This is a genomic window from Maricaulis sp. (genome assembly GCF_048270095.1).
Classification (GTDB): Bacteria; Pseudomonadota; Alphaproteobacteria; order Caulobacterales; family Maricaulaceae; genus Maricaulis.
Genome location: NZ_JBLWTL010000015.1, coordinates 50,977 through 73,282, shown reverse-complemented (window position 1 = coordinate 73,282; position 22,306 = coordinate 50,977). Strand labels below are relative to the sequence as shown.

At 63.2% G+C, this 22,306-nt stretch carries 16 protein-coding genes; 6 read left to right on the top strand and 10 right to left on the bottom strand.

All coding sequences use genetic code 11. From position 1 onward, the window contains the following. On the top strand, window positions 1-601 hold a 601-nt coding region (locus tag ACN0YJ_RS09865), incomplete at its 5' end, for a polyprenyl synthetase family protein (protein ID WP_417496087.1). Between the two features lie 9 nt (window positions 602-610). Here ACN0YJ_RS09865 and ACN0YJ_RS09860 read toward each other — a convergent pair. Genes ACN0YJ_RS09860 through ACN0YJ_RS09845 form a run of 4 tightly spaced genes read right to left on the bottom strand, consistent with a single transcriptional unit; the run spans window position 611 to window position 5,901 of the window. Continuing rightward, on the bottom strand, window positions 611-1,621 hold the full coding sequence (locus ACN0YJ_RS09860; protein WP_417496086.1) for a glycosyltransferase family 4 protein: 1,011 nt from the start codon (window positions 1,619-1,621) through the stop codon (window positions 611-613). Beyond that, a complete protein-coding gene (locus ACN0YJ_RS09855) occupies window positions 1,614-2,486 on the bottom strand; it encodes a 4-(cytidine 5'-diphospho)-2-C-methyl-D-erythritol kinase (RefSeq protein ID WP_417496085.1) in 873 nt (290 codons plus the stop codon). The genes ACN0YJ_RS09860 and ACN0YJ_RS09855 overlap by 8 nt, the downstream gene beginning before the upstream one ends. Next, a complete protein-coding gene (locus ACN0YJ_RS09850; protein WP_417496084.1) occupies window positions 2,483-4,174 on the bottom strand; it encodes a tetratricopeptide repeat protein in 1,692 nt (563 codons plus the stop codon). The genes ACN0YJ_RS09855 and ACN0YJ_RS09850 overlap by 4 nt, the downstream gene beginning before the upstream one ends. A gap of 53 nt (window positions 4,175-4,227) precedes the next feature. Next, window positions 4,228-5,901: an electron transfer flavoprotein-ubiquinone oxidoreductase gene (locus ACN0YJ_RS09845; protein WP_417496083.1), complete on the bottom strand. Its 1,674-nt coding sequence runs from the start codon at window positions 5,899-5,901 to the stop codon at window positions 4,228-4,230. A gap of 165 nt (window positions 5,902-6,066) precedes the next feature. Here ACN0YJ_RS09845 and ACN0YJ_RS09840 point away from each other — a divergent pair, with 165 nt between their 5' ends. Beyond that, on the top strand, window positions 6,067-6,894 hold the full coding sequence (locus ACN0YJ_RS09840) for a uracil-DNA glycosylase (RefSeq protein ID WP_417489599.1): 828 nt from the start codon (window positions 6,067-6,069) through the stop codon (window positions 6,892-6,894). 443 nt (window positions 6,895-7,337) lie between these two features. On the opposite strand, the gene ACN0YJ_RS09835 is transcribed toward ACN0YJ_RS09840, so the two are convergent. The 5 genes from ACN0YJ_RS09835 to ACN0YJ_RS09815 form a co-directional block, all read right to left on the bottom strand. Continuing rightward, on the bottom strand, window positions 7,338-9,404 hold the full coding sequence (locus ACN0YJ_RS09835; RefSeq protein WP_417496082.1) for a prolyl oligopeptidase family serine peptidase: 2,067 nt from the start codon (window positions 9,402-9,404) through the stop codon (window positions 7,338-7,340). A gap of 124 nt (window positions 9,405-9,528) precedes the next feature. Continuing rightward, the gene (locus ACN0YJ_RS09830) at window positions 9,529-12,432 is read right to left on the bottom strand and encodes a TonB-dependent receptor plug domain-containing protein (RefSeq protein ID WP_417496081.1); all 2,904 of its coding nucleotides are present in this window, start codon (window positions 12,430-12,432) and stop codon (window positions 9,529-9,531) included. Window positions 12,433-12,577: 145 nt separating this feature from the next. Beyond that, on the bottom strand, window positions 12,578-15,778 hold the full coding sequence (locus ACN0YJ_RS09825) for a TonB-dependent receptor domain-containing protein (protein WP_417496080.1): 3,201 nt from the start codon (window positions 15,776-15,778) through the stop codon (window positions 12,578-12,580). Window positions 15,779-15,839: 61 nt separating this feature from the next. After that, complete coding sequence (locus ACN0YJ_RS09820) at window positions 15,840-16,883, bottom strand: FecR family protein (protein ID WP_417496079.1); 1,044 nt, start codon at window positions 16,881-16,883, stop codon at window positions 15,840-15,842. Next, window positions 16,870-17,427 carry an RNA polymerase sigma factor gene (locus ACN0YJ_RS09815; RefSeq protein ID WP_417489594.1) on the bottom strand — a complete coding sequence of 186 codons (558 nt, stop codon included), beginning with the start codon at window positions 17,425-17,427 and terminating at the stop codon, window positions 16,870-16,872. Before ACN0YJ_RS09815 ends, ACN0YJ_RS09820 begins: the two co-directional genes overlap by 14 nt. Before the next feature lie 177 nt (window positions 17,428-17,604). Here ACN0YJ_RS09815 and ACN0YJ_RS09810 point away from each other — a divergent pair, with 177 nt between their 5' ends. The 3 genes from ACN0YJ_RS09810 to ACN0YJ_RS09800 all read left to right on the top strand — a co-directional run bounded on the left by ACN0YJ_RS09810 (window position 17,605) and on the right by ACN0YJ_RS09800 (window position 20,642). After that, the gene (locus ACN0YJ_RS09810; protein ID WP_417496078.1) at window positions 17,605-18,786 is read left to right on the top strand and encodes a hypothetical protein; all 1,182 of its coding nucleotides are present in this window, start codon (window positions 17,605-17,607) and stop codon (window positions 18,784-18,786) included. Window positions 18,787-18,862: 76 nt separating this feature from the next. Next, complete coding sequence (locus tag ACN0YJ_RS09805) at window positions 18,863-19,444, top strand: ribonuclease HII (protein WP_417496077.1); 582 nt, start codon at window positions 18,863-18,865, stop codon at window positions 19,442-19,444. 118 nt (window positions 19,445-19,562) lie between these two features. Beyond that, a complete protein-coding gene (locus ACN0YJ_RS09800) occupies window positions 19,563-20,642 on the top strand; it encodes a site-specific DNA-methyltransferase (RefSeq protein ID WP_417496076.1) in 1,080 nt (359 codons plus the stop codon). 13 nt (window positions 20,643-20,655) lie between these two features. On the opposite strand, the gene mutY is transcribed toward ACN0YJ_RS09800, so the two are convergent. Continuing rightward, window positions 20,656-21,720: an A/G-specific adenine glycosylase gene (gene mutY, locus ACN0YJ_RS09795; protein ID WP_417496075.1), complete on the bottom strand. Its 1,065-nt coding sequence runs from the start codon at window positions 21,718-21,720 to the stop codon at window positions 20,656-20,658. A 47-nt stretch (window positions 21,721-21,767) separates the two neighbouring features. On the opposite strand from mutY, the gene ACN0YJ_RS09790 reads away from it, so the two are divergent. Then, a complete protein-coding gene (locus ACN0YJ_RS09790) occupies window positions 21,768-22,301 on the top strand; it encodes a DUF721 domain-containing protein (RefSeq protein ID WP_417478141.1) in 534 nt (177 codons plus the stop codon). Window positions 22,302-22,306: the final 5 nt, after the last annotated feature.

The following is a 22,306-nucleotide window of genomic DNA, read 5'->3' as shown; positions in this document are numbered from 1 at the left end:
CGCGGGCTGGACGCACCGGGCCGGCGTGCTCTCCGCCGCCGCCCCGCCGATTGCCGAGGGCGAAGTGCGCCGGCCCGCTGCCGCCAAGGATACCGGCGTCTCGGTCGAGACCTATCTGGAGATCATCGACGCCAAGACCGCGGCACTGTTTGCCGCCGCCGCCCAGGTCGCCGGGATTGTCGCGGCCCGTCCCATCGCAGAGGAAAAGGCGTTGGAGACCTATGGCCGCGAGCTCGGCCTCGCCTTCCAGCTGGTCGATGATGCGCTCGATTATGACGGTGCCGCGGCCAAGCTCGGCAAATCGGTCGGCGATGATTTCCGCGAAGGCAAGGTCACCCTGCCCGTTGCGCTGAGCATTCTCTCCGCGACTGACGAACAGCGCGCTTTCTGGGACCGGGTGATCGGTCATCTCGATCAGCGCGACGGCGATTTCGACACGGCTCTGGCCTATATGCGCGAACACAAGGCCATCGAAGCGACGATTGAAGCCGCCCATAACCGGGCTGCCAAGGCGCGTCAGGCGCTGTCAATCTTCCCGGCCAATGAATGGCGTCTCGCGCTGGAAGCCCTGGCCAGCTTCGTCGTCACCCGCGCCCACTGATTTTCCGGCCTATTGCGTGATGTCCTCACCAGCCGCACCCGCGCGTTTGCGCACGATGCGATGGAAGACGGTAAAGCCGACCACACCGATCGCGAAGACGGCAAATTTCAGCCCTTCCGGCCCGGCCGCGCCGACCAGAACCAGCGCACCGCAAGCCAGGCTCAGCCCGGCCCAGACCGCCGCCACACGCCGATGGCTCCAGCCCATCCGGATCAGCAGCTGATAGGCATGCGCCCGGTGCGGCGCGAACAGGCGGCGTCCGGCCCGGGCCCGCGCCGCCATCGTCAACAAGACATCGCCGAGCAAAGGCAGGATGAGCAGCGCTGCCAGCCAGACCGTACCGTCCGGCCCTGTGGCCGCCCAGCGCAGTGCCAGCCCGGCGAACAGGACCGAAGCCCCCAGCGCGCCGGCATCACCGGCAAACAACGTCCCGCGCGCGCGCAGCAGCGGCGCATTCCAGACGGCAAAACCGGCGAGCGCCGCGGCCAGGGCCAGGCTGGCCATGGCGACATCGCCGCCGCCGGCCGTTCCAAGCACGAGGCAGGCCGGGATCAGGCAGGCGGCGATCAACCCGTCCGAGCCATCCATGAAGTTTACGGCATTGCTACAGGTAAAGACCCATAGGGCTGTGCCAGCCAGACCAATGCCCCATGGCAGGCTTGTGGCAAGGTGCAGGACAGGCCCGGCAATCCCTGCCAGGGCAAGGCTGATCGCGGTCAGAATGATGAATTTGAGCGTTTCCGGCAGGGTAAAAAGATCGTCGAGCAGGCCGGTCAGACCGGCAATACCCCCGCACAGGGCCAGACCCGCCAGCATCGCACCGCTCGCCGGTGGCTGCTCCGGCATCAGGGCCAAGGCTATGAAAAACCCCGCCAAAATACCCAGCCCGCCGCCACGCGGTGTCGGCCGTTCATGATTGGAGCGTTGATTGGGACGGTCAATAATCCCCGCCCGCCGCATCGCCCAGCCGAGCAGCAATGCCGTCGCAAAGGCCGCAATCAGGGGCAAAACCTCACGCATCACCACCCTCCCCCAGCCGCACCGGCACAATCGTCCAGTCCGGCAGCGCCGCACGCAATAGTCCCGCCGCCTGCCTCGCCTCGCCCAAGCTATTGTAAAGGCCGAAACAACTGGCCCCGGACCCGGACATTCGAACCAGGTTCGGCTCGCCCGTCGCCGCGATCAGTTCCAGCGTCCGGGCGATATCCGGCGCCACGGAAATCGCCGCCGATTGCAGATCATTGGGCTGCCCGGAAAGCCAGTCAGGCAAGGCCTCCAGAGCAGGTTCGGACTCCATCAGGGGCTGCGGATGACCGGCATCGAAAGCCTTGAAAACATCCGCGGTCGAGACCGGGATCCCGGCATTGACGATCACCGCGAAAAGCGGCGAAACACCGCCAAGCATCTCAATCCACTCACCAATTCCACGCATCCTCAGGGGCCGGGAATACAGGCAGGCGGGCACATCGGCCCCCAGCTTGAGCGCCAATTGTGCCAGTTTTTCAGTCGGCCAATCGAGTTCCCAGAGCCGGTTCAGCGCCCGCAATGTCGCCGCCGCATCGGCCGAACCACCGCCGAGACCGGCCGAAACCGGGATGTGTTTTTCCAGATGGATCGCCGCCCCGGTCTGCAGTCCAGCCGCCACCTGCAAGGCCCGGGCAGCGCGCAGAACCAGATTGGATGACTCATTTGCAAGCGCCCGTGACGCCTCGCCGGACATGCTCAGCGTCAGGCCGTCAGCCGCCTGTACACTGATCGTATCGCCCCAATCGGCAAACAGGACGAGACTGTCGAGCGGGTGATAACCATCGTCACGGGCACGGCCGACGCGCAGGGTCAAATTGACCTTGGCCGCAGCGCGTTCGACGATATCGCGACCAGTCACGGGTTATCGACCGCAATCGGAACGGATTCGGCAGCCGGCACTCCCGATTCCAGACGTATAGCGAGACCTTCACGCTCGGTGTCGTCGGGCTCGAGATCGAGCGTCCGGCGCCATTGGAAACCGGCTTCAAGCCGGCGCCCGACCTGCCAATAGGCATCGCCGAGATGGTAATTGATCGTCGCATTGCCCGGATCCAGCGCGGCAGCGCGTTCAAGCTCGCTGACCGCGGCCTCATACTGACCCAGGCGGTAGTGCGCCCAGCCAAGGCTGTCGATGATATTGCCCTGTTCCGGCTCCAGCTCGGCCGCGCGCGACACCATCTCGAAAGCGCGCGAGATATTCACCCCGTGATCAATCCACAAATAGCCCAGATCATTCAGGATTTGTGCCTCGTTCGGGGCGACTTCGAGCGCTTCAAGATAGGCCGTCTCCGCGGTCGACCAGTCCTCATCGCCGTATAGGCAGGCGGCCCGGAAATAATAGTGGCGCCAGTCGTCGGGCTGCCCCGCCGCATGACGGTCGACAATCACGCCGCGATAGAGCTCGGCAGCCTCGCCGCAACGGTTCTGAACTCGCAGCAGATCGGCCAGGATCAGACGTGCTTCGGTATCGCCCGTCTGTTCAACCAGTTGCTGCGCCGACAGGGTTGCCGCATCCAGATTGCCCAGCCGCGCCATCAGCCAGATCCGGTCAATCTCCGCAGAGGTCCGGAACGGCCCTTCCTCAACGGCGGTATATTCCAGCAGCGCCAGTTCAGGCAGGTTGATGCGCTGCAGGGTCTCGCCGAGCATGACGCGGATTGAGGCCTCGCCCGGGTCCAGTCGCTGCAACATGCGCAGATAGACCACGGCCAGGTCGATATCCGCCTGCGCCGCCAGGCTCGCCGCCGGTCCGAAGGCCGAGCGGGCCGCAAATTGCGCTACGCTCGGGCGCCGGGGCGCACGGCCGCGAATGCTGGCGCGGTCCATAGCCATACGGATACTGGCATCGAGCGGGTTGCCGTCAAGATAGGCTTGATAGAGTGCGGTTGCATCCGCGTGCCGGCCCTGGCGTTCGAGAAAACTGCCATAGAGTTCCGTGGCCATGCGCGGGAAGGGCGAGGCAAAGACCGCGGCCTGATAGGCGCCGTCGGCGTCCTCAATCCGGTCAGCCGCCTCGAACAGCATGGCGCGATGGATCGGAATGAACGGGGACAGAAACCCAGGCGCTGCGAGGTTTTCAGCACCGGTCAGCGCTTCGTCAGTGGCACCACTGCCCAGCAGGGCCCACTGGCTCCAGATCTGGGCGAGGAAGGTGTTGAAGGGGCCGTAATCGGGGGCATTGTGCAGCGTATCGAGCGCTTGCGCGTAGCGGCGGGCATGGATCTGGTCGGCGACCAGATAGAGGCCGGCCAGCCGGCTCGGGTCGCCGGACGCCGTACTGGCCGTTGCCAGCGGCACGGCGCGCTCCATCTCACCGGCCAGGATCGCCGTGATGTAGGCACGATCCGTCAGGACGACATCACCGGGCATCAGGCGCAGCGCCTCGGCGTAATAATCGGCAGCGCGCTGGGCATCCCGGTTCACCCCGGCATGACGTGCCGCCAGGAAGGCCCCGTAGGCCGTCGACTCGTCATCGGGCATTGTGGCGCAGGATGCCATCGCGAAAACGGCAAGGAAAAGCGGCAGGACGCGCAAGTGTTTGATCATGGCGTCATGCTCGCTCTCCGCAGGCCCTCGTGCAAGGGCCCAGTACTTATGGCCTACATATTGGCATACATCGGGCCACCACCGCCCTCAGGCGTTGTCCAGTTGATATTCTGGTTCGGGTCCTTGATATCGCAGGTCTTGCAGTGGACGCAGTTCTGGGCGTTGATCTGGAAACGGTCCTCGCCGCTGGTCTCATCCTTGATCCACTCATAGACGCCCGCCGGACAATAGCGCGTCGACGGACCGGCGAATTCTTCCAGCTCCGAGGCCGTCTGAAGCGCCAGGTCTGCGACTTTGAGATGGACCGGCTGGTCCTCCTCATGATTGGTGTTGGAGATGAAGACCGACGACAGGCGGTCGAAAGTCAGCACGCCATCGGGCCGGGGATAGGCGATCGGCTTGTGCTGCGCCGCCGGCTCGAGACTGGCCGCATCGGTCTTGCCATGCCCCATCGTGCCGAAAGGCGACCAGCCGCCAAACAGCGTGTTGCACCACATATCGATACCGCCAAACATGACGCCGAACAGGGTGCCGAATTTCGACCAGAGCGGTTTGACATTGCGAACGCGCTTGAGGTCCTTGGCGACCCAGGAGCTTTCATAGGCTTCCTGGTATTCACTCACCTCGTCATGGGCGCGGCCCGACTGGATCGCGGCAAAGGCGGCTTCCGCCGCCAGCATGCCGGTCTTCATGGCGTTATGGCTGCCCTTGATGCGCGGCACATTGACGAAGCCAGCCGAACAACCAATCAGCGCCCCCCCCGGGAAGGCCAGCTTCGGTACGGATTGATAACCGCCCTCGGTGATCGCGCGGGCGCCATAGGACAGGCGCTCGCCGCCCTCCAGGGTCGCGCTGATCGCCGGGTGCGTCTTGAGGCGCTGGAATTCCTCGAACGGCGACAGATAGGGGTTTTTGTAATTGAGGTGAACGACGAAACCGATCGAGACCAGGTTCTCGCCATAGTGATACATGAAGGAGCCACCTCCGGTCTTGCCGTCGAGCGGCCAGCCCATCGTGTGCTTGACCATGCCCGGCTTGTGGTTCTCCGGCTTCACGCGCCACAATTCTTTCAGGCCGATACCGAATTTCTGCGGCTCCTTGCCGGCCGACAGGTCAAACTTCTCGATCAGCTGCTTGGCCAGCGAACCGCGCACGCCCTCACCGATCAGCGTGTACTTGCCGCGCAATTCCATGCCCGGCTGATAGCCGTCCTTGTGGGAGCCATCCCGGGCGACACCAAAATCACCGGTGACCACACCCTTGATGACACCATCTTCCTCGACCAGCGAGGCGGCAGGAAAGCCGGGATAGATCTCGACACCAAGCGCCTCGGCCTGCTCGCCCAGCCAGCGGCAGACATTGCCCAGCGAGACGATATGGCAGCCATGATTGCTCATCAGCGGCGGGAAGAAGATAGTCGGCAGGCTGATCGAGCCGTGATGGCCGAGGACCTCGAAGATATCCGTCTTCACCGGATCATTGATCGGCGCGCCCATGGTCTTCCAGTCAGGCAAGAGCTCATTGAGCGCCTTGGGGTCGACTACAGCACCGGACAGGATATGGGCTCCAACCTCGGCGCCTTTTTCCAGCACGGCGATGGAGACCTCGGCCCCGGCTTCGGCGGCGAGCTGCTTCAGACGGATCGCAGCGGACAGGCCAGCCGGCCCGCCTCCAACGATGACAACGTCATAATCCATGGATTCGCGTTCGATTGCGGTATCAGTCATCGGGCAGCGACCTCTTGTCTCTTCGAATTCAACATATATACGGCTTGCGAGTACCCGGTCATAGCTTAGGATTGCGCCCGCTTCCAGCGCTTGCCGCGCCGGGACAGAAGTTTTGTGACGTTGACGTTCACGTAAGGGCTGACCATTTCCACCTCCCCGCTCACAATGCAGGACGAAAAGGCTCTCAAGGCGCTGCTCGCCTGGTGGGAAGATGCCGGGATTCCGCTCGATGAACCCATCGTGCGGCCGCGTGTGCCGCTGGCACCGAAGGCCGCGCCAGCCCAGGCCGGCGCCAACGAACCCCGCTCCGGCGAACGCCGCCCCGCAGCCGCGACCGCCGCCTCGGCCAAGGCCGCCGGCTTTGGTGATGCCAATACTGAAGGTCCAAGCGCCCGCGAACTGGTCATGAAGGCGGACACGCTGGACGCGTTGCGCACGGCGATTGAGGGATTTCACGGCTGCCCCCTGCGCAATACGGCCCGCAATACCGTATTTGCGCGCGGCAATCCGGCGGCGAAGATCATGATGATCGGCGAAGCGCCGGGCCGCGACGAAGACATGGAGGGCCTGCCCTTTGTCGGCCCTGCCGGGCATTTGCTCGACCGGATCTTCGCCTCGATCGGCCTGGCACCGGATCAGCTCTACATCACCAATGTCATCAATTGGCGCCCGCCCGGCAATCGCAGCCCGACCCAGGACGAGATCGCCACCTGCCTGCCCTTCATCGAACGCCATATCGCGCTGATCAAGCCGGACATCCTCGTCCTCGGTGGCGGCATTGCCGCGCAATCCCTGCTCGGGGCCAGCGACAGCATCACCAAACTGCGTGGCCATTGGGCCGATTATGCCCTTCGCGACGCCGCCGGCGAGCCGACCGGCTCCACCATCCCGGCCCTGCCGACATTCCACCCCGCCTATCTGCTGCGCCGCCCGACGGAAAAACGCTTCGTCTGGCAGGACATGCTGCTGCTCGCCAAACGCCTGGAAGGCTGACATCCCGTCATTGGGACGGATTCCGCCACCGGGGCGGGACAAGCCCTCACTTTCGCATTTTTGTTCTTGATTTGTTCCACACCTGAGTCATACTCCTCCTCATGACCGAGCGCCCAGGAGGCTACGCCCTGAATGCCCCAATCCAGACCCCGCCGCCCCGGGGTCGAGGCGCTCGGTCAAACTTGCCTTGACGATTTGAGGCGACCAGCCGCGAAGCCGTTGAGCAGGGCGGAACGGCTTCGGGTCCACCAAGACCGGCGGCCGGGCGTTATCGCCGCGAGCCGGACCCGGCAGGATCACAATCGCGCCTCACACATTGACCCGCCTCCAGCTGCGGAATGCCAGCAGAAAACGGGATAATTCTGGCGACCTGATACGAGGCCAAAACCGCATCCATTCCGGTGATTTTGGGAACACCCGCAACGATGCCTTGCCGAAACCGGTCAGTCGGCCGCGTCAGGCGGTGCCAGCCAGTCCCGGTCGGGGAGGCCGATATGACGACCATACCAGTCGAGCTCGGCATTGAGACGAAACAGGCGATGGCTTGGCGTCCTGAAACTGTGCTCCTCGCCCGGCACCAGATAGAGCCGCGTCTCGACCCCGAGATTTCGCAGCGACTGGTACAGCATGATCGACTGGGAGGGATGAACCCTTTCATCGTCCTCGCCGGCAAAGATCAGTGTGGGTGTCGTCACCGTATGCAGGTCCCGCAGGAGCGATTGCGGCACGAAAACTTGATCATAGGCGCCCTCATCCCAGACCGCCGCATCGAACATGAGCCGGCGGGCGCCCCGCACATCGCTGGTTAGATGATGCGAAGCCCAGTCGACCGCCCCGGCGCCGCTCATGGCTGCGGCGAAACGATCAGTCCGGGTGATCAGCCGATTGGTCATGTGACCGCCTGCACTCCAGCCCGAAATGATCATTCGATCAGGATCCGCCAATCCGGACGCGACCAGATGGTCGACGCCTGTCAGGACATCGCGGTCGGCATGGGCGAAATACTCGCCATGCATGCCGCGCAGGAAGGTATCGCCATAACCGGTGCCGCCGCGATAATTCACCCACAAAACGGCATAGCCTTCGGCAGCGAGAACCGGGACGAAGCGCGACCACTTCCATTGCCCGAATTGATCGCTCGACCGGGGTCCGCCATGTATCTGCACGACGAGGGGCGGCGGCACATCGCCGCGCTCTGTCAGTGGCGCGAAGTAGAAGCCTTCGACAGCCGCGCCGTCATGGCTGCTCCACTCGATACGCCGTTGCTGCGGCAGGTTGAACGCGGAAACCATGGCGGCTCCAATCGTCGTCAGCCGCTGGCTCTCACCGGACGGCGTGATATGCCAGAGGTCGCCATTGCTGGTTTCGGTCTGGAACAGGGCGAGCACCTCGCCCGTCCCGTCCGCCAGCGACCAGTCGGCCAAGGCGCGATCTTCAAGCGAAAGGATGGCAAGACTGCCGGCATCGACATCCACACGCATCAGGCCAGAGCGAACGCCCTCCCGAACCGCGATGATGAGACTTTGCCCGCCCGGCAGCCAGGCCAGTCCGTCAACCTCCCAATCGGCATCCGGTGCCAGCACACGCGTGACACCACTCGCCAAATCGAGAACGACCAGTTTTTCCTGTACATAGTCGAGCCCGTCCTGGCCGAGCCGGGCCTGATAGGCGACCCGCAGACCATCCGGTGACAGGCGCGCATTGCCCTCCGGCCAGTTATTGTTTGTGACACGGCGGAAGGGCGCACTCGGCCCGTCAGCAACCATCAGCTCGCTCTGATAGGTCGCATCGGGATCGGTCCCGGCAGAGACCCGGACCAGGATCGCGCCATTGGCCGCCAGATGATAGCTGCGCACATGGATATCGCCCTGCGTGACTTGCTGGCGCGCGCCATCAGCCACCCGGACCCGCCAGAGGTGAGTGTGGCGGGTCGATTCATAGTAAGGATCGACGATATGCGTCCGGCTGCGGCGTTCGCGCTCTGCGTCCGAACGCGCTTCACTGGCCAGATAATAGATGAACACCCCGTCCGGCGACCAGGCGATGGAGCGCACGGCGGTGGGATGACGGGTCAGGCGCTGAAGTTCGCCCCCATCCAGATTGCGGAGATAGATTTCGTCATTACTGCTGTCCTCGGGCGCGATCTCTGCCGCGATCTGTTGCCCGTCGGGCGAGACGATCACGCGGTCGGCCGTGTCGAGATCGGCCTGCCAGACCAGTTCCGTCTGCCCCTCTTGCCAGAGCCAGTAGCTGGTCGCGTTCTGATCCGCGTCCCAGTCCGTGGTCACCCGTTCTACCAGCGCTACCCGGCCATCATTGGACAGATATACGCCATCAAGGCGCGGCAATTGGATCATGTCCACAGCCGTCATATCGCGCCGGGTGATTGCAGGGGCCGGGTTGAGGGCGAGAACGTGAAGGTCTTCAACTTGGGCGAGGCCGGCCGGGCACAGGGCACAGCTCAGCCAGACCGCAATGACCAGGGCGGCCAGACCGGTGGATCGGGTCATGTCAGACTCCGGGGATATGAGGAAAAACCGGGGCGCAGACGGGCTGCGATGGCCGGATCCGCCCGCCCCGTTCGCAGCAAGCGAACAGGACGGGCAGCATCGGAGGGAAGGCTATGCAGCGCGATCAGAACTCGCTGCGGACACCAAAGTAGAACTGCCGCCCGACGAGGGAGTTCTGCGGCGAGTTGATGTTCGAGCTCGACCCGCTGTTGAAATTGCCCGGCATGTAGGGGCCCGCATCGTCGAACAGGTTGGAGACACCCGCATAGACGCTCGTCCGGTGAGCATTGTCGAAGCGGTAGCGGGCATACACATTCGAGCGGAACTGGTCGTCCGCCACAAAATAGAGCGGATCCGTCGGATCCACATCGAGGTCGTCGATGCCACCAGATTCATAGTGCAGCGTATAGGAGGCGTAGAAGCCACCCTCGCTCCACGACAGGCGCGCGCGGGCTTCATGCGTCGGGTCATACATCGAGCCATTGGAGTCCTCGAGCACCGGCTGACCGGCCTCGCCAACGAACTCAAATTCATCGGCCAGCGAGCGCGAATAGCGCAGGTCGAGACCGAATTCACCCGGAAGGCTGGCGAGCTCGAAATCCCACATCACCGACACATCAATGCCCTCGGAGACCAGTTCATTGAGGTTTTCCTGGCGGTTGATGACCTCGACCACCCGGCCATCCGACGCGTCACGCGTGATGACATCGCAGAAGCGATTATTCGGGAAATCGGCGGCACCATAGCACAGGTCGACCGTGGTTTGCGTCTCGATCGAGCCGATCGCATCCTCAACGCGGATATTGTAGTAATCCACGATGATATAGAGATCGTCGACAAAGCTCGGAGCCCACACCGCGCCAAACGTGAACGTGTCGGCCGTTTCCTCGCGGACATTCAGATTGCCGGCATTCGGGCCATTGACCGAGCCATCGAACTCGAAGGGGTCGCCGGCATTGTTCGGGTCGGCGAAGAAGGCCTGGATCCCGGCTTCAGCCAAGCAATTGGCGGCGATGGTCGCCGCGCTGAAATCGCTGCCAGCGGGCGGTGTGATCCCAGAGCCATTGGGCATCAAGCCATCACATGGATCCAGCAGGGAGTCTGAATCCTGGCGCGGGGCGGAGAAGATTTCCGTGATCGTGGGCGCACGTTGCGAGCGTGAGTACTGACCGCGGAAGCGCAAGGTTTCGGTCGGCTCCCAATAGCCGCCGACATTGTAGGAATAGATCGTGCCGATGGTGGAATAGTCCGCCACACGCGCGGCGACCTGGGCTGTGACGTTCGAGAGCAGGGGAATTTCCAGCTCGGCGAACGCTTCGACCACGTCGAAGCTGGCTTCGATCTCCGGCACCACGGAGAGACTCGTGGTTTCTTGCAGAATGATGGCATCGACATTGGTGTCCTGGCTCTCTTCGCGCCATTCCATCCCGAAGGCCGCAGAGACCGTGCCTGCCGGCATCTCAAACAAGTCGCCATCGAGCGCTCCGCCCAGCACCGTCTGCTCGCGAATCTGGTTCACCAGGCCTTCGACACGGATGTATTCCGCCATTTCCGGCGTGATCGAGCCTTCGCCGAAAATATTGAGCGGCACACAACCATCGGCCCGGGCACCGGCATCAACGCACTGATAGCCACCTGCGCCATTGGACTCGATGTCGAGTGCGTAATGGATGTTGAGATAGTTGAGGTTATTGCCCTGGATCTGGTTCTGTTCGAAGCGGCCATAGGTGGCGAAGGTCTGCCAGCGCCAGGATTCACCGAGATCACCCTCAAGGCTGAAGGCCGTCCGCGCCGTCGTGCGTTCATTGTCACGGGTTTCGCGCCCGATTTCATTGAAACGGCGATACCAGCTGACCGTGCCCGAGCGGGTCTCTTCGACAGCTGGCGGAATGAAGGGGTGGTCGCTCGCCATCTGGCCGATATCGAACGTGCTGCCCAAGGGGCCTACGTCGGTGGAGTAGATTGCCGTCTCATACGAGCCTTCATACAGGCTGTCGACACGCGACCAAAGGAAGTCAGCGGAGGCTTCGACACCATTGTCGAATTCGTAGCGCGCGGAGAATGCCGCAGTGTAGGCAGTCACTTCCGGTGAGAGCGTGCGCCCGGGGCGGAAATTATAGCCATCAAGGTCGGTCTCGTGACCGACCGATGGGTCGCGGCCATCATTCGGTGCCAGCGACTGGTCATTATACCAGACGCCATCGGTATTCCACGCGTCATCGCTCTCGAAGCGACCGCCCGGACCGTAGGATGACAAATAGATATCATTGAACTCGCCATCGCCGGTCCAGTCATCGACGCGCAGCGAATCCGGGCGCGTTTCATCGGCATAGATGGCTGTCTCGGTGTCGTAGCTGGCACCGAACATGATATTGCCGCGCCCATTGGCGAAATTGCGGCCCATCGTCAGTTCGATCGTGGTTTCCTCTTCGCCGCTGGCATCGGCAAAGCCGTAGCGGGCATTCACTTCCATGCCGTCGAAATCAGTCTTGAGGATCAGGTTGGCAACGCCGGCGATCGCATCCGACCCGTAGATCGCTGAGGCACCGCCCGTCGTGACTTCGATCGATTCGACGAAGCCGGCCGGGATGGTCTGCAGGCTGATGCGCTCACCATTGCCCGAATTGGATACGGCACGGCGGCCATTGATCAGGACCAGCGTACGGTCGGCACCGAGGCCCCGCAGATTGACCGTCGAAAGACCGGAATTCTGGATTGAGAGCTCGGAATTCTCCGGCGACATGTCGGTGTCCACGCCCGGCATCTCGGCCAGCAGCTCGCCAACGTCAACGGTACCGGCTTCCAGGATATCATTGGTGGTGAATATCTGCGTTGGTATCGCGGTGGTGGCATTGGTCCGGCGAATGCGCGAACCGGTGACCACAATCATATCGTCCTGGCTGGCCGCATTCGCAGCTGCGTCCTGCGCCAGACCGGCTGTGCTCGCCAACATGATCGCAGACAGTGCTGCACCGACCATCAACGCACCGCGCGTCGATGCCCGGCCCACTCGTTTAAACTCGCGCATCGGATATTCCCCTCGTCACATGTCACGCCGTCCCCTCGACGGCGGATCAACACGTCTGTTCAGGAGGACACCTCACGGCGCGAGCCGGGTACCTGCATGGCGAAAATTTTACAAAAACACGCCGGGCACGCGGTCGCCTGGCGAGCTACCAATGGCGTCGCAGGCCGAGATAGACCGAGCGGCCAACGACATCATAGGCCGGATTGAAATTGCGGCGGTCGCCGCTTTGCGTCCCACTGGGCAGGAAGGGCCCGTAGTCATGGAAGATGTTGTTGACGCCACCAAACAGGCGCCATCCATCCCGCAGCTCGATCCGGGCCGACACGTCATGCTGGAGCCACGGATCGACGGCGAGAAAGAGCTGCGCGGCGGCATCATCCAGAGCCGCACGATCATGACTGTCGAGGCTGGCGCCCTCATAGCGAACGCGCCATTGCACCTGCCAGGCATCGGCTTCCCAGCTCAGGGATCCGGTCCAGCGGTGGGCGGGCGCGCCAACTTCTCCGCGCCAATGATTGATCTGAACGGAGCCGTCCGAGCGCGCGAATTCCTGCTGCAGTCGATGGCTATAGGCATAGAGGAGCTGCGCCTTCCAGTCGCCGCGCAGCCAGCCATCGCCGACACGCCAGCCGTCCCGCAGACGCACATCTACGCCGCTTGATCTCAGGGCATGCAAATTATCGGTCTGATTCAGCATCGCAGAAAGCTGGCCCGAATCCGACCGTTCGATCGAGTCGCAAAATGTATTCGCCGCAAGCTGGGTCGCCGCTCCATAGCACTCCTGCAACAAGGATTGACTGGCCAGCGAGGCGATCACCCCTTCAACGCGAATGTCATAGGCATCGAGCACCAGTGAGAAGCCGGGCCGCTGTCGGGGCGTAAAGACGAAACCGAGATTCCAGCTGCGCGAGTCCTCCTCGGTCAGGTCGGGATTGCCGGAATTGGGCGCATAGACGCTGCTCACACTCTGCGTAAACACGCCGTTCTGGGCGATCATGGCGGCGATGCGATCATCGGCGCGACAATTGCCGGCGACAATGCCGCCAGAGGCCAGCGTGACGCCGTCGCAGGGGTCAGAGACGCTGTCATAATCGCCGCGCGGCGCCGAATATAATTCGACCATGCCCGGCGCGCGCTGCGCATTGGCGAATTGAGCCCGCAATTGCAGGCCCGGCGAGACGACCCAGCTGGCACCCAACCTGAAACTGCCGACCCCGCCCACACTGTCAATGTCGTAGCGGGCGAGCCGGCCTGCGAATTCGACGCCGAGATGCTGGATCATGGGACGACCGGACAGGAGTGTCACCGAGGTCTCGAAAAAGGCCTCCGTCGCATCCACGGACGCGTCCAGATCGGGCACGTCGACATAGCCGGTATCGCGTGATTGCGTGATCGGATCGCCGACTGTCTGCTGCTGGTCGCGGCGGTGTTCAATGCCAAGCGCTAGCGGGATCCGGCCAAGTCCCGGGAAGACGGCTTCGCCTGTCAGTGTGAGGCCAATCGTGTCCTGCCTGACATCCACATCGAGCCGATCCGTCGCGCGGATGTAATCGGCCGCTTCGGCTGTAATCGAGTTGACGCCAAAAATGTCCAGAGGGACGCACCCTCCCTGGCGGGCGGCGGCGTCGCGGCAACGATATCCGCTCGGCGTCCCGGCCGCAGGCTCGACATTGAGCGCCGCCTGGATATGACTGAAATTGAGCTCACCACTCCGCAGCTGGATCTGAGCATAGCGGCCATGACCGGCATAGGCCTCCCAGTCCCAGCCCGCCGCCTGGCCGGAAAGTCCTGCCCAGAAACGGTCCGTGACGCGATCAATGTCGCGATATTCGGGGCCGAGCTCCGTGAAACGTCGCCGCCAGGTGATGCCGCTCAGACCGTCCGCGAGCGCCGCCGCCCGGATATCGTCAGGCACAAAGGGATTGTCCAGCGCGATGCGGCCGATATCCTCCCGCGCCGCGCCGAAATCCTGCCCGTAATAGGCCGTTTGTGCCTCCCGTGTTGCGCGGCTCTGACTGCGCGAAACCAGTGCCGTAGCGAAGAGTTCGATTTGATCGGTCAGGTCATACCGGGCCTTCAACGCCAGCATTTGACGCTCGCGCGGCAAGCTGACCGTCGCTTCAGGCCGGGTCGACACATTGTCGATATCCGGATCGAAATCGCGTTGCAGCCCAGTCTCGTCGAACCAGAAATCATAGCCGATAAAGCGGCCGCCCGGCGTGTAGCTGCTGCGATCATCCTCCAGCCGCGTGCCGTCATTGGAGAGCGCGGCATCGGACAGGGCCCAGTCCCGTTCATCGGCCCCGATGCGAGCGAGTTGATCGAGCGTCAGGTTCGCGATCACATGGCCCCGGCCAGCCGCAAACGGGCGGCCGACCGTAAAGGCGCCACTGGAAAAGGACCCGCCACCATCTTCGGTCAGACCGGACTGGAAAACGGCGCTGCCACCGTCCAGATCATCGCGAAGCACGAAATTGACGACACCGGCGATGGCATCGGAACCGTAGAGCGCGGAAGCACCGCCCGTGGTCACCTCGACCTGTTCGACAAACTCCACAGGAATGGAATCCGAGCCGAAACGGCTGCCATTGCCGCTATTGGAGACCGTCCGCCGGCCATCTATCAGGACCAGGGTCCGTGTCGTCCCCAATCCGCGCAGTCCAACAGATGTCAGGCCGGCATTCTGCGCGCTCAAATGCGTGGACTGGCCTGAAAACTCCAGAGTCGCCGGCGATTGTGCGGCCAGCAGGGCGCCCATTTCATAAGCCCCGGACGACTCAATCTCCGCCCGCCCCAGGACGAAGACCGGGGTCACGGCTGTCAGGTCCGAGCGGGCGAAGCGCGAGCCGGTCACAACAATGACTTCGGCAGGCACAGCCGACGCCTCTGTGCGCGCCAAGGTCAGCCAGCCGACGGACCGGGTTTCCAGTACGCGGCTGTCGGCCGAGGGCGGGGTGGCCGAGGGAGCCGCCGGCATCGAATCCAGCGCTGTCACCGAGAGCACACCGGTGCGCGCATCGACAGAATCAACCTGCAGACCCGTCTCCGCAAGCAACTCGTCCAATGCCTCGTCCGCTGTCGCCAGGCCACGGAGGGCCGCTGCGTGGTAGCCCGCAACCAGGCGGGACTCGAAAAGAAGCTGACGACCGGTGAGAATTGAATACCGCCGCAGCGCACTGTCCAGCGGACCGGCCGGGATATCGAACAGGATGCGGATCTCGCTGCTGGCCTCAACGCTGGACGGCGGCTGCGTCTGGGCAGCCACGCAGGGCGCCAGAACGAGGCTCATCGCCCCGCAGGCCAGCAGCCGCGCAGCAATGCTCAGATCTGACCACCTGACCCGCATGCCGTCCCCTCAGACCCTGCCGGGTTCATCCCCGGGGCGTGCCATCGCACCACCCCGCCCGCTACTCATTGGAACTAAAGAGCCGGATCGTATCGGCATCGCGATCGATCCCGACCGGTCCGATTTGATTCAGTGCCGCGAAGAATGCTTCGCTATCACGCGGGTCGAAGACGCCGGACACCGCGATTTCAGCAACCTCCGGATCGGAAAACTCGACCGCGATATCGCCATACCTGCGAAATTCCGCAACCACATCGGCCAGACGCCAGTCATCGAAAACGAGCCTGCCCGATCGCCAGGCCACCGCGAGATCGGCATCGACCCGTTGCGGTTCCGGCAAGGGCGTTCCCGGTGCCAGTTCGACCTGGTCACCCTCGTGCAGTAGCGCCGCGCTTGCCGCTGCGACCGTGTCACGAGCCTGAACAATGCCCTCCACCACGGTAACCATCGTGCGGCCATCCTCACGCGTGTACACATTAAAGGCTGTTCCGATGGCCCGCATTTCATATCCGCCCGCGGCGACAATGAAGGGGCGCGAAGGGTCGTGTGAGACCTCGAACAGCGCTTCGCCCTGGGGCAGCGCGATGCGGCGTTCGCGGTCCGTGAAGCTGACCTCGATGCGCGAGCCGGTGTTCAGCGTCACCGTCGAACCGTCTGTCAGGATGCGGGTCTGCATTTCGCCGCGCCCGGTCGAGAAAGCCTCGGCAATGACCACTTCGTTCGGCGCAGCCGGGTCGCCGGCCAGGAAGGGAGCGACCAGGAAAGGCGTCACAGCAATCAGCAAGAGAATTGAGGCCGCCAATGCCACCGGCCGCCAACCCAGGCGGGCGAAAATACCGGGATCGGGTATTCCGGCCGCGGCACCGTCCAGCTCCGTCTCGACTTCATCGATCAGATCAGCGGCCCAGGCGCTGGTCCGAACCTGCTCGAGCGCCGCCTCGAGGTCGAGACAGGCCGACAAAGCATCAGCATGATGCGGATCCGCCTGGAGCCAGGCTTCAAGCTCAAGCCTACGCTCAGGAGCAAACGGTGCACCTGCCAGCAGCCAGATCGCCCAGTCAGCAGCCTCGTGGTGAATATTGGACGTCGGATCAACCGGCATCATGCCCAGCTCCTGTGGTGTCATTTCCCGGCCTGGCCCCGTTTTGCAGGTGCGCTGCGCACAGCGCCATGCCGCGTTGAATGTGTTTCTTGACCATGTGCGATGACACGCCGATGCGATCGGCCGCCTGCTGATAGGTCAAGCCTTTGAGCTTGCACAACACAAATGCCGTCTTGCATTTCGGCGGCAGGCTGCGGATGGCCGCCTGCAAGGCCTGCTCGCGCGCTTCGTCGGGCGCGGCACTTTCGGCGGGCGCTCGCGACTGTACGAAGACTTCAGTGTAGTGGTGCGTGACGCTCTCGGAGTGTCGCTGCACCGTATCGCGGTGACGCAAATGATTACGCGCAAGATTGGTCGCGATCGTGGTGAGGAAAGCGGACTCGTCGCGCACCGGACGCGCCTCGACATCGGCCTTCAGCAATCGCTCGAATGCCGACTGGGTGATGTCATCAGCATCCTGCGGATTCTTGACGATGCGCAGCACGATCCAGCGCAGGCGCGAACCATGCTCACGATAGAGATTCTCGACATTGAACGCATCACTCACGGCCACGACAAGCCCTCACGCCCGCCACCTTGCCCGCAGCGTCCGTCTTCCCGATGGCCCGCACACCGGACCCACACGCCAGATCAAGCCTGACACAAGACTGTCATGGTCGCCCGGGCAGCCTGACCGCGCAAGGTACCCGATCAGCAGGCTCGCGTGTCCCCTATAGATGGCGGTTTGATCGAATCGCGGGCGTCACTCTTCGATTCAGGAGCTGAGCAGTGCGTCGCTGACAGCGCCTGCACGCAAGCCGCAAGGCGCGTGGATGTGGCGCCAGATGCCCCCCGGTGGCCGCCCCGCAGCCCCCACGCCGAATTTACCGTCCGTTTTCCCACTGCCGTGAAGCGCAGCCGTCTCGATAGTGCCCGGTTTTGCCGGATTCGAACGCACGCGCGGCATGGCGGTCCGACCCAGCCTGTTCTGAAACAGGAGTGCGGATATTCGATTGCAGCGCTGACGCAGGTTGATTACAGATTGTGCGGGGGAGAAATCATCATGAAACTTGTCCGGAATCTGTGTCTCGGGCTCTGCGCCCTTGTTCTCAGTGGCTGCAGCCTCAACGATATGGTGTCCAGTATCGTCCCGGACGATGCAAAACCCGTTCTGGCCGAACTGGTCGCTGCGGTCTCGGACCACGATCTGGAGGCCTTCCGTCCCTATCTCAACCCGGAAATCGATCAGGCGGCCGTCGACTCCACCCTGCCGCAAATTCTCGAAGTCCTGCCCGAGGGCGCGCCGCGAGAAGTCGCGCTCACCTACGCCCACCTCAGCGCGAGCACGACCCTCAATACCGGGTCGCAGCGCACACTCTCAACGGTGCACACGCTGACCTGGGACGAGCGAGTGCTCCTGCTGCGCCTGGAGATGACCTCCGAGGAAAGCGGAGAATGGATGATCAACTCGTTCCGGTTCACCAGCCCCTCCGCTGGGGAAGTCGCGACTTCGCCCGCCTTCAGCGAGCTGAGCCTGAGCCACAAGATTTTTGGCGGCGCAGCGATCGTGGTGCCGCTGTTTATCCTGTTCACGCTGATCGCCATGTTCCGGACGCCACGCATCAAACGCCGCATCCTGTGGACGCTTTTCATTGTCCTCGCCTGCTATCCACAGTTTGCGATCAACTGGACCACCGGCGCCTGGTGGCTGGCCTCCCCCGCCATACAGACCAGCGAATCCGGCGTAAATCTCAACCTGATTGGTTTTCTCGTGTTCGGCGCGAGCATTCTGCGCGAGGGCCTCGGCCCCTGGGTCATCTCGGTTTGCGTACCGATCGGAGCCCTCTTCTTCTGGTACCGACGAATGAAGGGCGGACCGACCCGCAAGACAACGCCTGAAAAGCGGATGGAAGGGCGGGCCGAATGAGAATGATGCCCGGGCATGATTTTCGTCGAACACCGGGATAGGCTTGGCAAACGCTCACCGGAAAGCCGAAATATCCATGCCCCAGACCTTGATTGCCGGCGTCGATGAAGCCGGGCGCGGCCCCTTGGCCGGCCCTGTCGTGGCCGCGGCAGTGATCCTCGACCCGGCCCGGCCAATCATAGGATTGGGCGATTCCAAGGTGATTTCCGAGAAGCGGCGGGCCAGCCTCGCGCTGCAAATCCGGCATTGCGCCTGGGTTGGGGTCGGTATCGCCGAGCCCGAAGAAATCGACCGGCTCAATATCCTGCAGGCGACGATGACGGCGATGGCGCGCGCCGTGCGCAATCTGCCGCGGCTGCCCGGCCATGTCCTGGTCGACGGTAATCGCGTGCCTGAGGGCCTGCCCTGCCCGGCCGAAGCGATCATCAAGGGCGATGCCTCGGAAGCGGCAATTGGCGCGGCCTCGATTATCGCCAAGACGGTTCGTGACGGCTTGATGCTGCATGCGGCGCTGCGTTTTCCCGGATATGGATTTGAAGCGCATAAGGGCTATCCCAGCACGATCCATCGCAACGCCCTGATCGCGCTCGGCCCTTGCCCGATTCATCGTTTCAGCTATGCGCCGGTCCGCGCGGCGCTCGAAAAGCGCCAAGCGTAGAATCGGACTCGACGGGCAAATCCGGACTCCATGTGGATAACTTGATTCGCGCTTAACGACCCGTTAGGCCTGAAGGGCTGAGAACTGCCCCTCATGCAGACGAGTGGAGTGGTGCGTTATGGTGAAGTCCCCGATTGATCAGATCCTGGAAGGCGAATGCGTCGAAGTGATGAAATCGCTGCCCGATGCCAGCGTCGATCTCGTCTTCGCCGATCCGCCTTATAATCTCCAGCTCGGCGGCGATCTTCACCGTCCCGACAATTCCAAGGTCGACGCGGTCGATAATGACTGGGACCAGATCGGCGGCTTTGACGATTATGATCTCTTCACCTGGCAGTGGATGGAGCAGGCGCGCCGCGTGCTCAAGCCGAATGGCGCCATCTGGGTGATCGGCAGCTATCACAACATCTTCCGGGTCGGTGGCATCTTGCAGGATGCCGGCTTCTGGGTCCTCAATGACATCATCTGGCGCAAGACCAACCCGATGCCGAACTTCAAGGGCACGCGCTTCACCAATGCGCACGAGACCCTGATCTGGGCCGCCAAGACAAAGGACGGCCGTCCGACCTTCAATTATGCGGCCATGAAAGCCCTCAATGACGGCGTGCAGATGCGCTCTGACTGGTCGCTGCCAATCTGTTCCGGCGGGGAACGCCTCAAGGGCGATGACGGCAAGAAGGCGCACCCGACGCAAAAGCCGGAATCCCTGCTGCACCGCGTCCTGCTTTCGACCACCAATCCGGGCGATGTCGTGCTGGATCCATTCTTCGGCACCGGTACCACGGGGGCGGCCGCCAAACGCCTCGGCCGCCATTATATCGGTATTGAACGCGATGCCGAGTATCTCAAGGTCGCGAAGGCCCGTCTGGCCGAAATCCAGCCGGCGAGCCGCGATGCGATGTGTGTTACCCAATCCCCGCGTACCCAGACACGCATCCCGTTCGGCACGCTGGTCGAGCGCGGCATGGTAAAGCCGGGCGATACGCTTTACTGCCCCAAGGGCCGCCATACGGCCCGGGTTCGTGCCGATGGCTCGATCATTGCCGGTGAACGCTCCGGTTCGATCCACCAGGTTGGCGCCCAGATCCAGAGCGCACCCTCTTGTAATGGTTGGACTTATTGGCATATCCGGACCAAGCAGGGCCTGGCCCCGATCGATGTGATGCGGGCCGAGGTGCGGGCGACCCTGGAAAACTGACTCCGGTGGAAAACTAGGTACCACCGGCGGGTTTGCGCCGCGACACGACCTTGTGCATCACGCTCGGAAGCGCGTGATCCTGCAGGGCATTATCGTCGGCCCAAATGCCGTCTTGCGGCTCCCAATCCGGGCCGGCTTCGGCTTCACGGACGCTCAGGCGCAATTCGAAGTGCGTGAAAACATGGCGGATTTCGCCGCGATCCTCCCATTGAGCATCGAAGGGCGGCGCCCCCGTCATGTCTACCTCGCCCCATGCGCTTGAGGGTACTTCCATCATACCGCCGAGCAGGCCTTTGTCGGCACGCTGCCGCAACCAGATTTGTCCCTGGCGGCGCACCAGCCAGGCCGTGCCGTGGCGGACCGGTCGGGCAATTTTCTTGAGCTTTCTCGGATAGTTGAGCATGTCGCCCCGGGCCCGGCCCTGGCAGGCGAAACTCCAGGGGCAGGCCTCGCAATCGGGGCTGCGCGGGGTGCAGATTGTGGCGCCGAGATCCATGATCGCCTGGGCGTAATCACCAGCCCTGTCAGGGCTGGCCAGCTCAGCGGCCAAGCGACGGATTTCCGGCTTGGCTTTCGGCATTGCTGTTTCGATGCGGTAGAAGCGGGTCAGGACGCGTTCGACATTGCCATCAACGACGCTGGCCGGTTTGTCGAAGGCGGCAGCGACGATCGCATTGGCTGTGTATTCGCCTATCCCTGGTAGCGCGCGAAGTGACGGCAAGTCTGCTGGAAACCTGCCATTCAACTGCTGGGCGACAACCATAGCGCAGGCATGCAGGTTCCGGGCGCGGGCATAATAGCCCAGACCGGCCCATTCGCGCATCACATCCTCGCGCGGCGCGGCCGCCAGATCCCCGACCGTCGGCCATAATTCCAGGAAGCGGAACCAATAGGGCGTCGCGTGCGGCACGGTGGTCTGCTGCAACATGATTTCCGACAACCAGACCGCATAGGGGTCAGCCACCCGGCCTTCGCGCCGGTCCTCCGGACGCAGACGCCAGGGCAAGGTGCGGCCTTCGCGGTCATACCAATCGAGCAAGGCCTGTCGCAGGGCGGTAATTTTCGTCGGCGCGGCCATATGTTCCGTAACTTGCAGCGAGGCCCCAACGAGGCGAGAATACCAGCATGGTCTCCAAACCCCCTTCGTCAACTCTCGAACGTCAGGCGCGCCGTTTCCTGGAAACGCATCGCGGCCGCCGTTCGATCCGCGCCGCGCCGCCGGCTGGACGGGCGGCCGAGCGTATCCTCAAACCGCTGGCGCGGCGTTTCGGCGTCGGGGTCGAGCGGCTGGTCGAGCACTGGCCGGAGATTGTCGGTGCGCGACTGGCGGAATGGTGCATGCCGGAGGCGATCCAGAACGCAGGCGGCAACCGGGTCCTGGTGATCCGTGCCCGCGGCCCGGCTGCTGCCGTCTTGCAGGCAGAAAGCCGCCGTATACTTGAGCGCGTGCGCCTGTTTGCCGGCGAGCGTTCACCGACTCGCCTTCGCGTTTTGCAGGGCGCAACCCGCGCGCCTTTGCCCGCAACGCCCAAGATGACAAAGCCGCCATCCGCATCACAAGTGAGCGAGGGGGTGGAGCAAAGCCTCGAGACGCGGCTATTGTCCGCGCTTGATCGTTTCGGCCATAGTGTCAAAAGCCGCAACGCCACCGATTTGTGACCCAG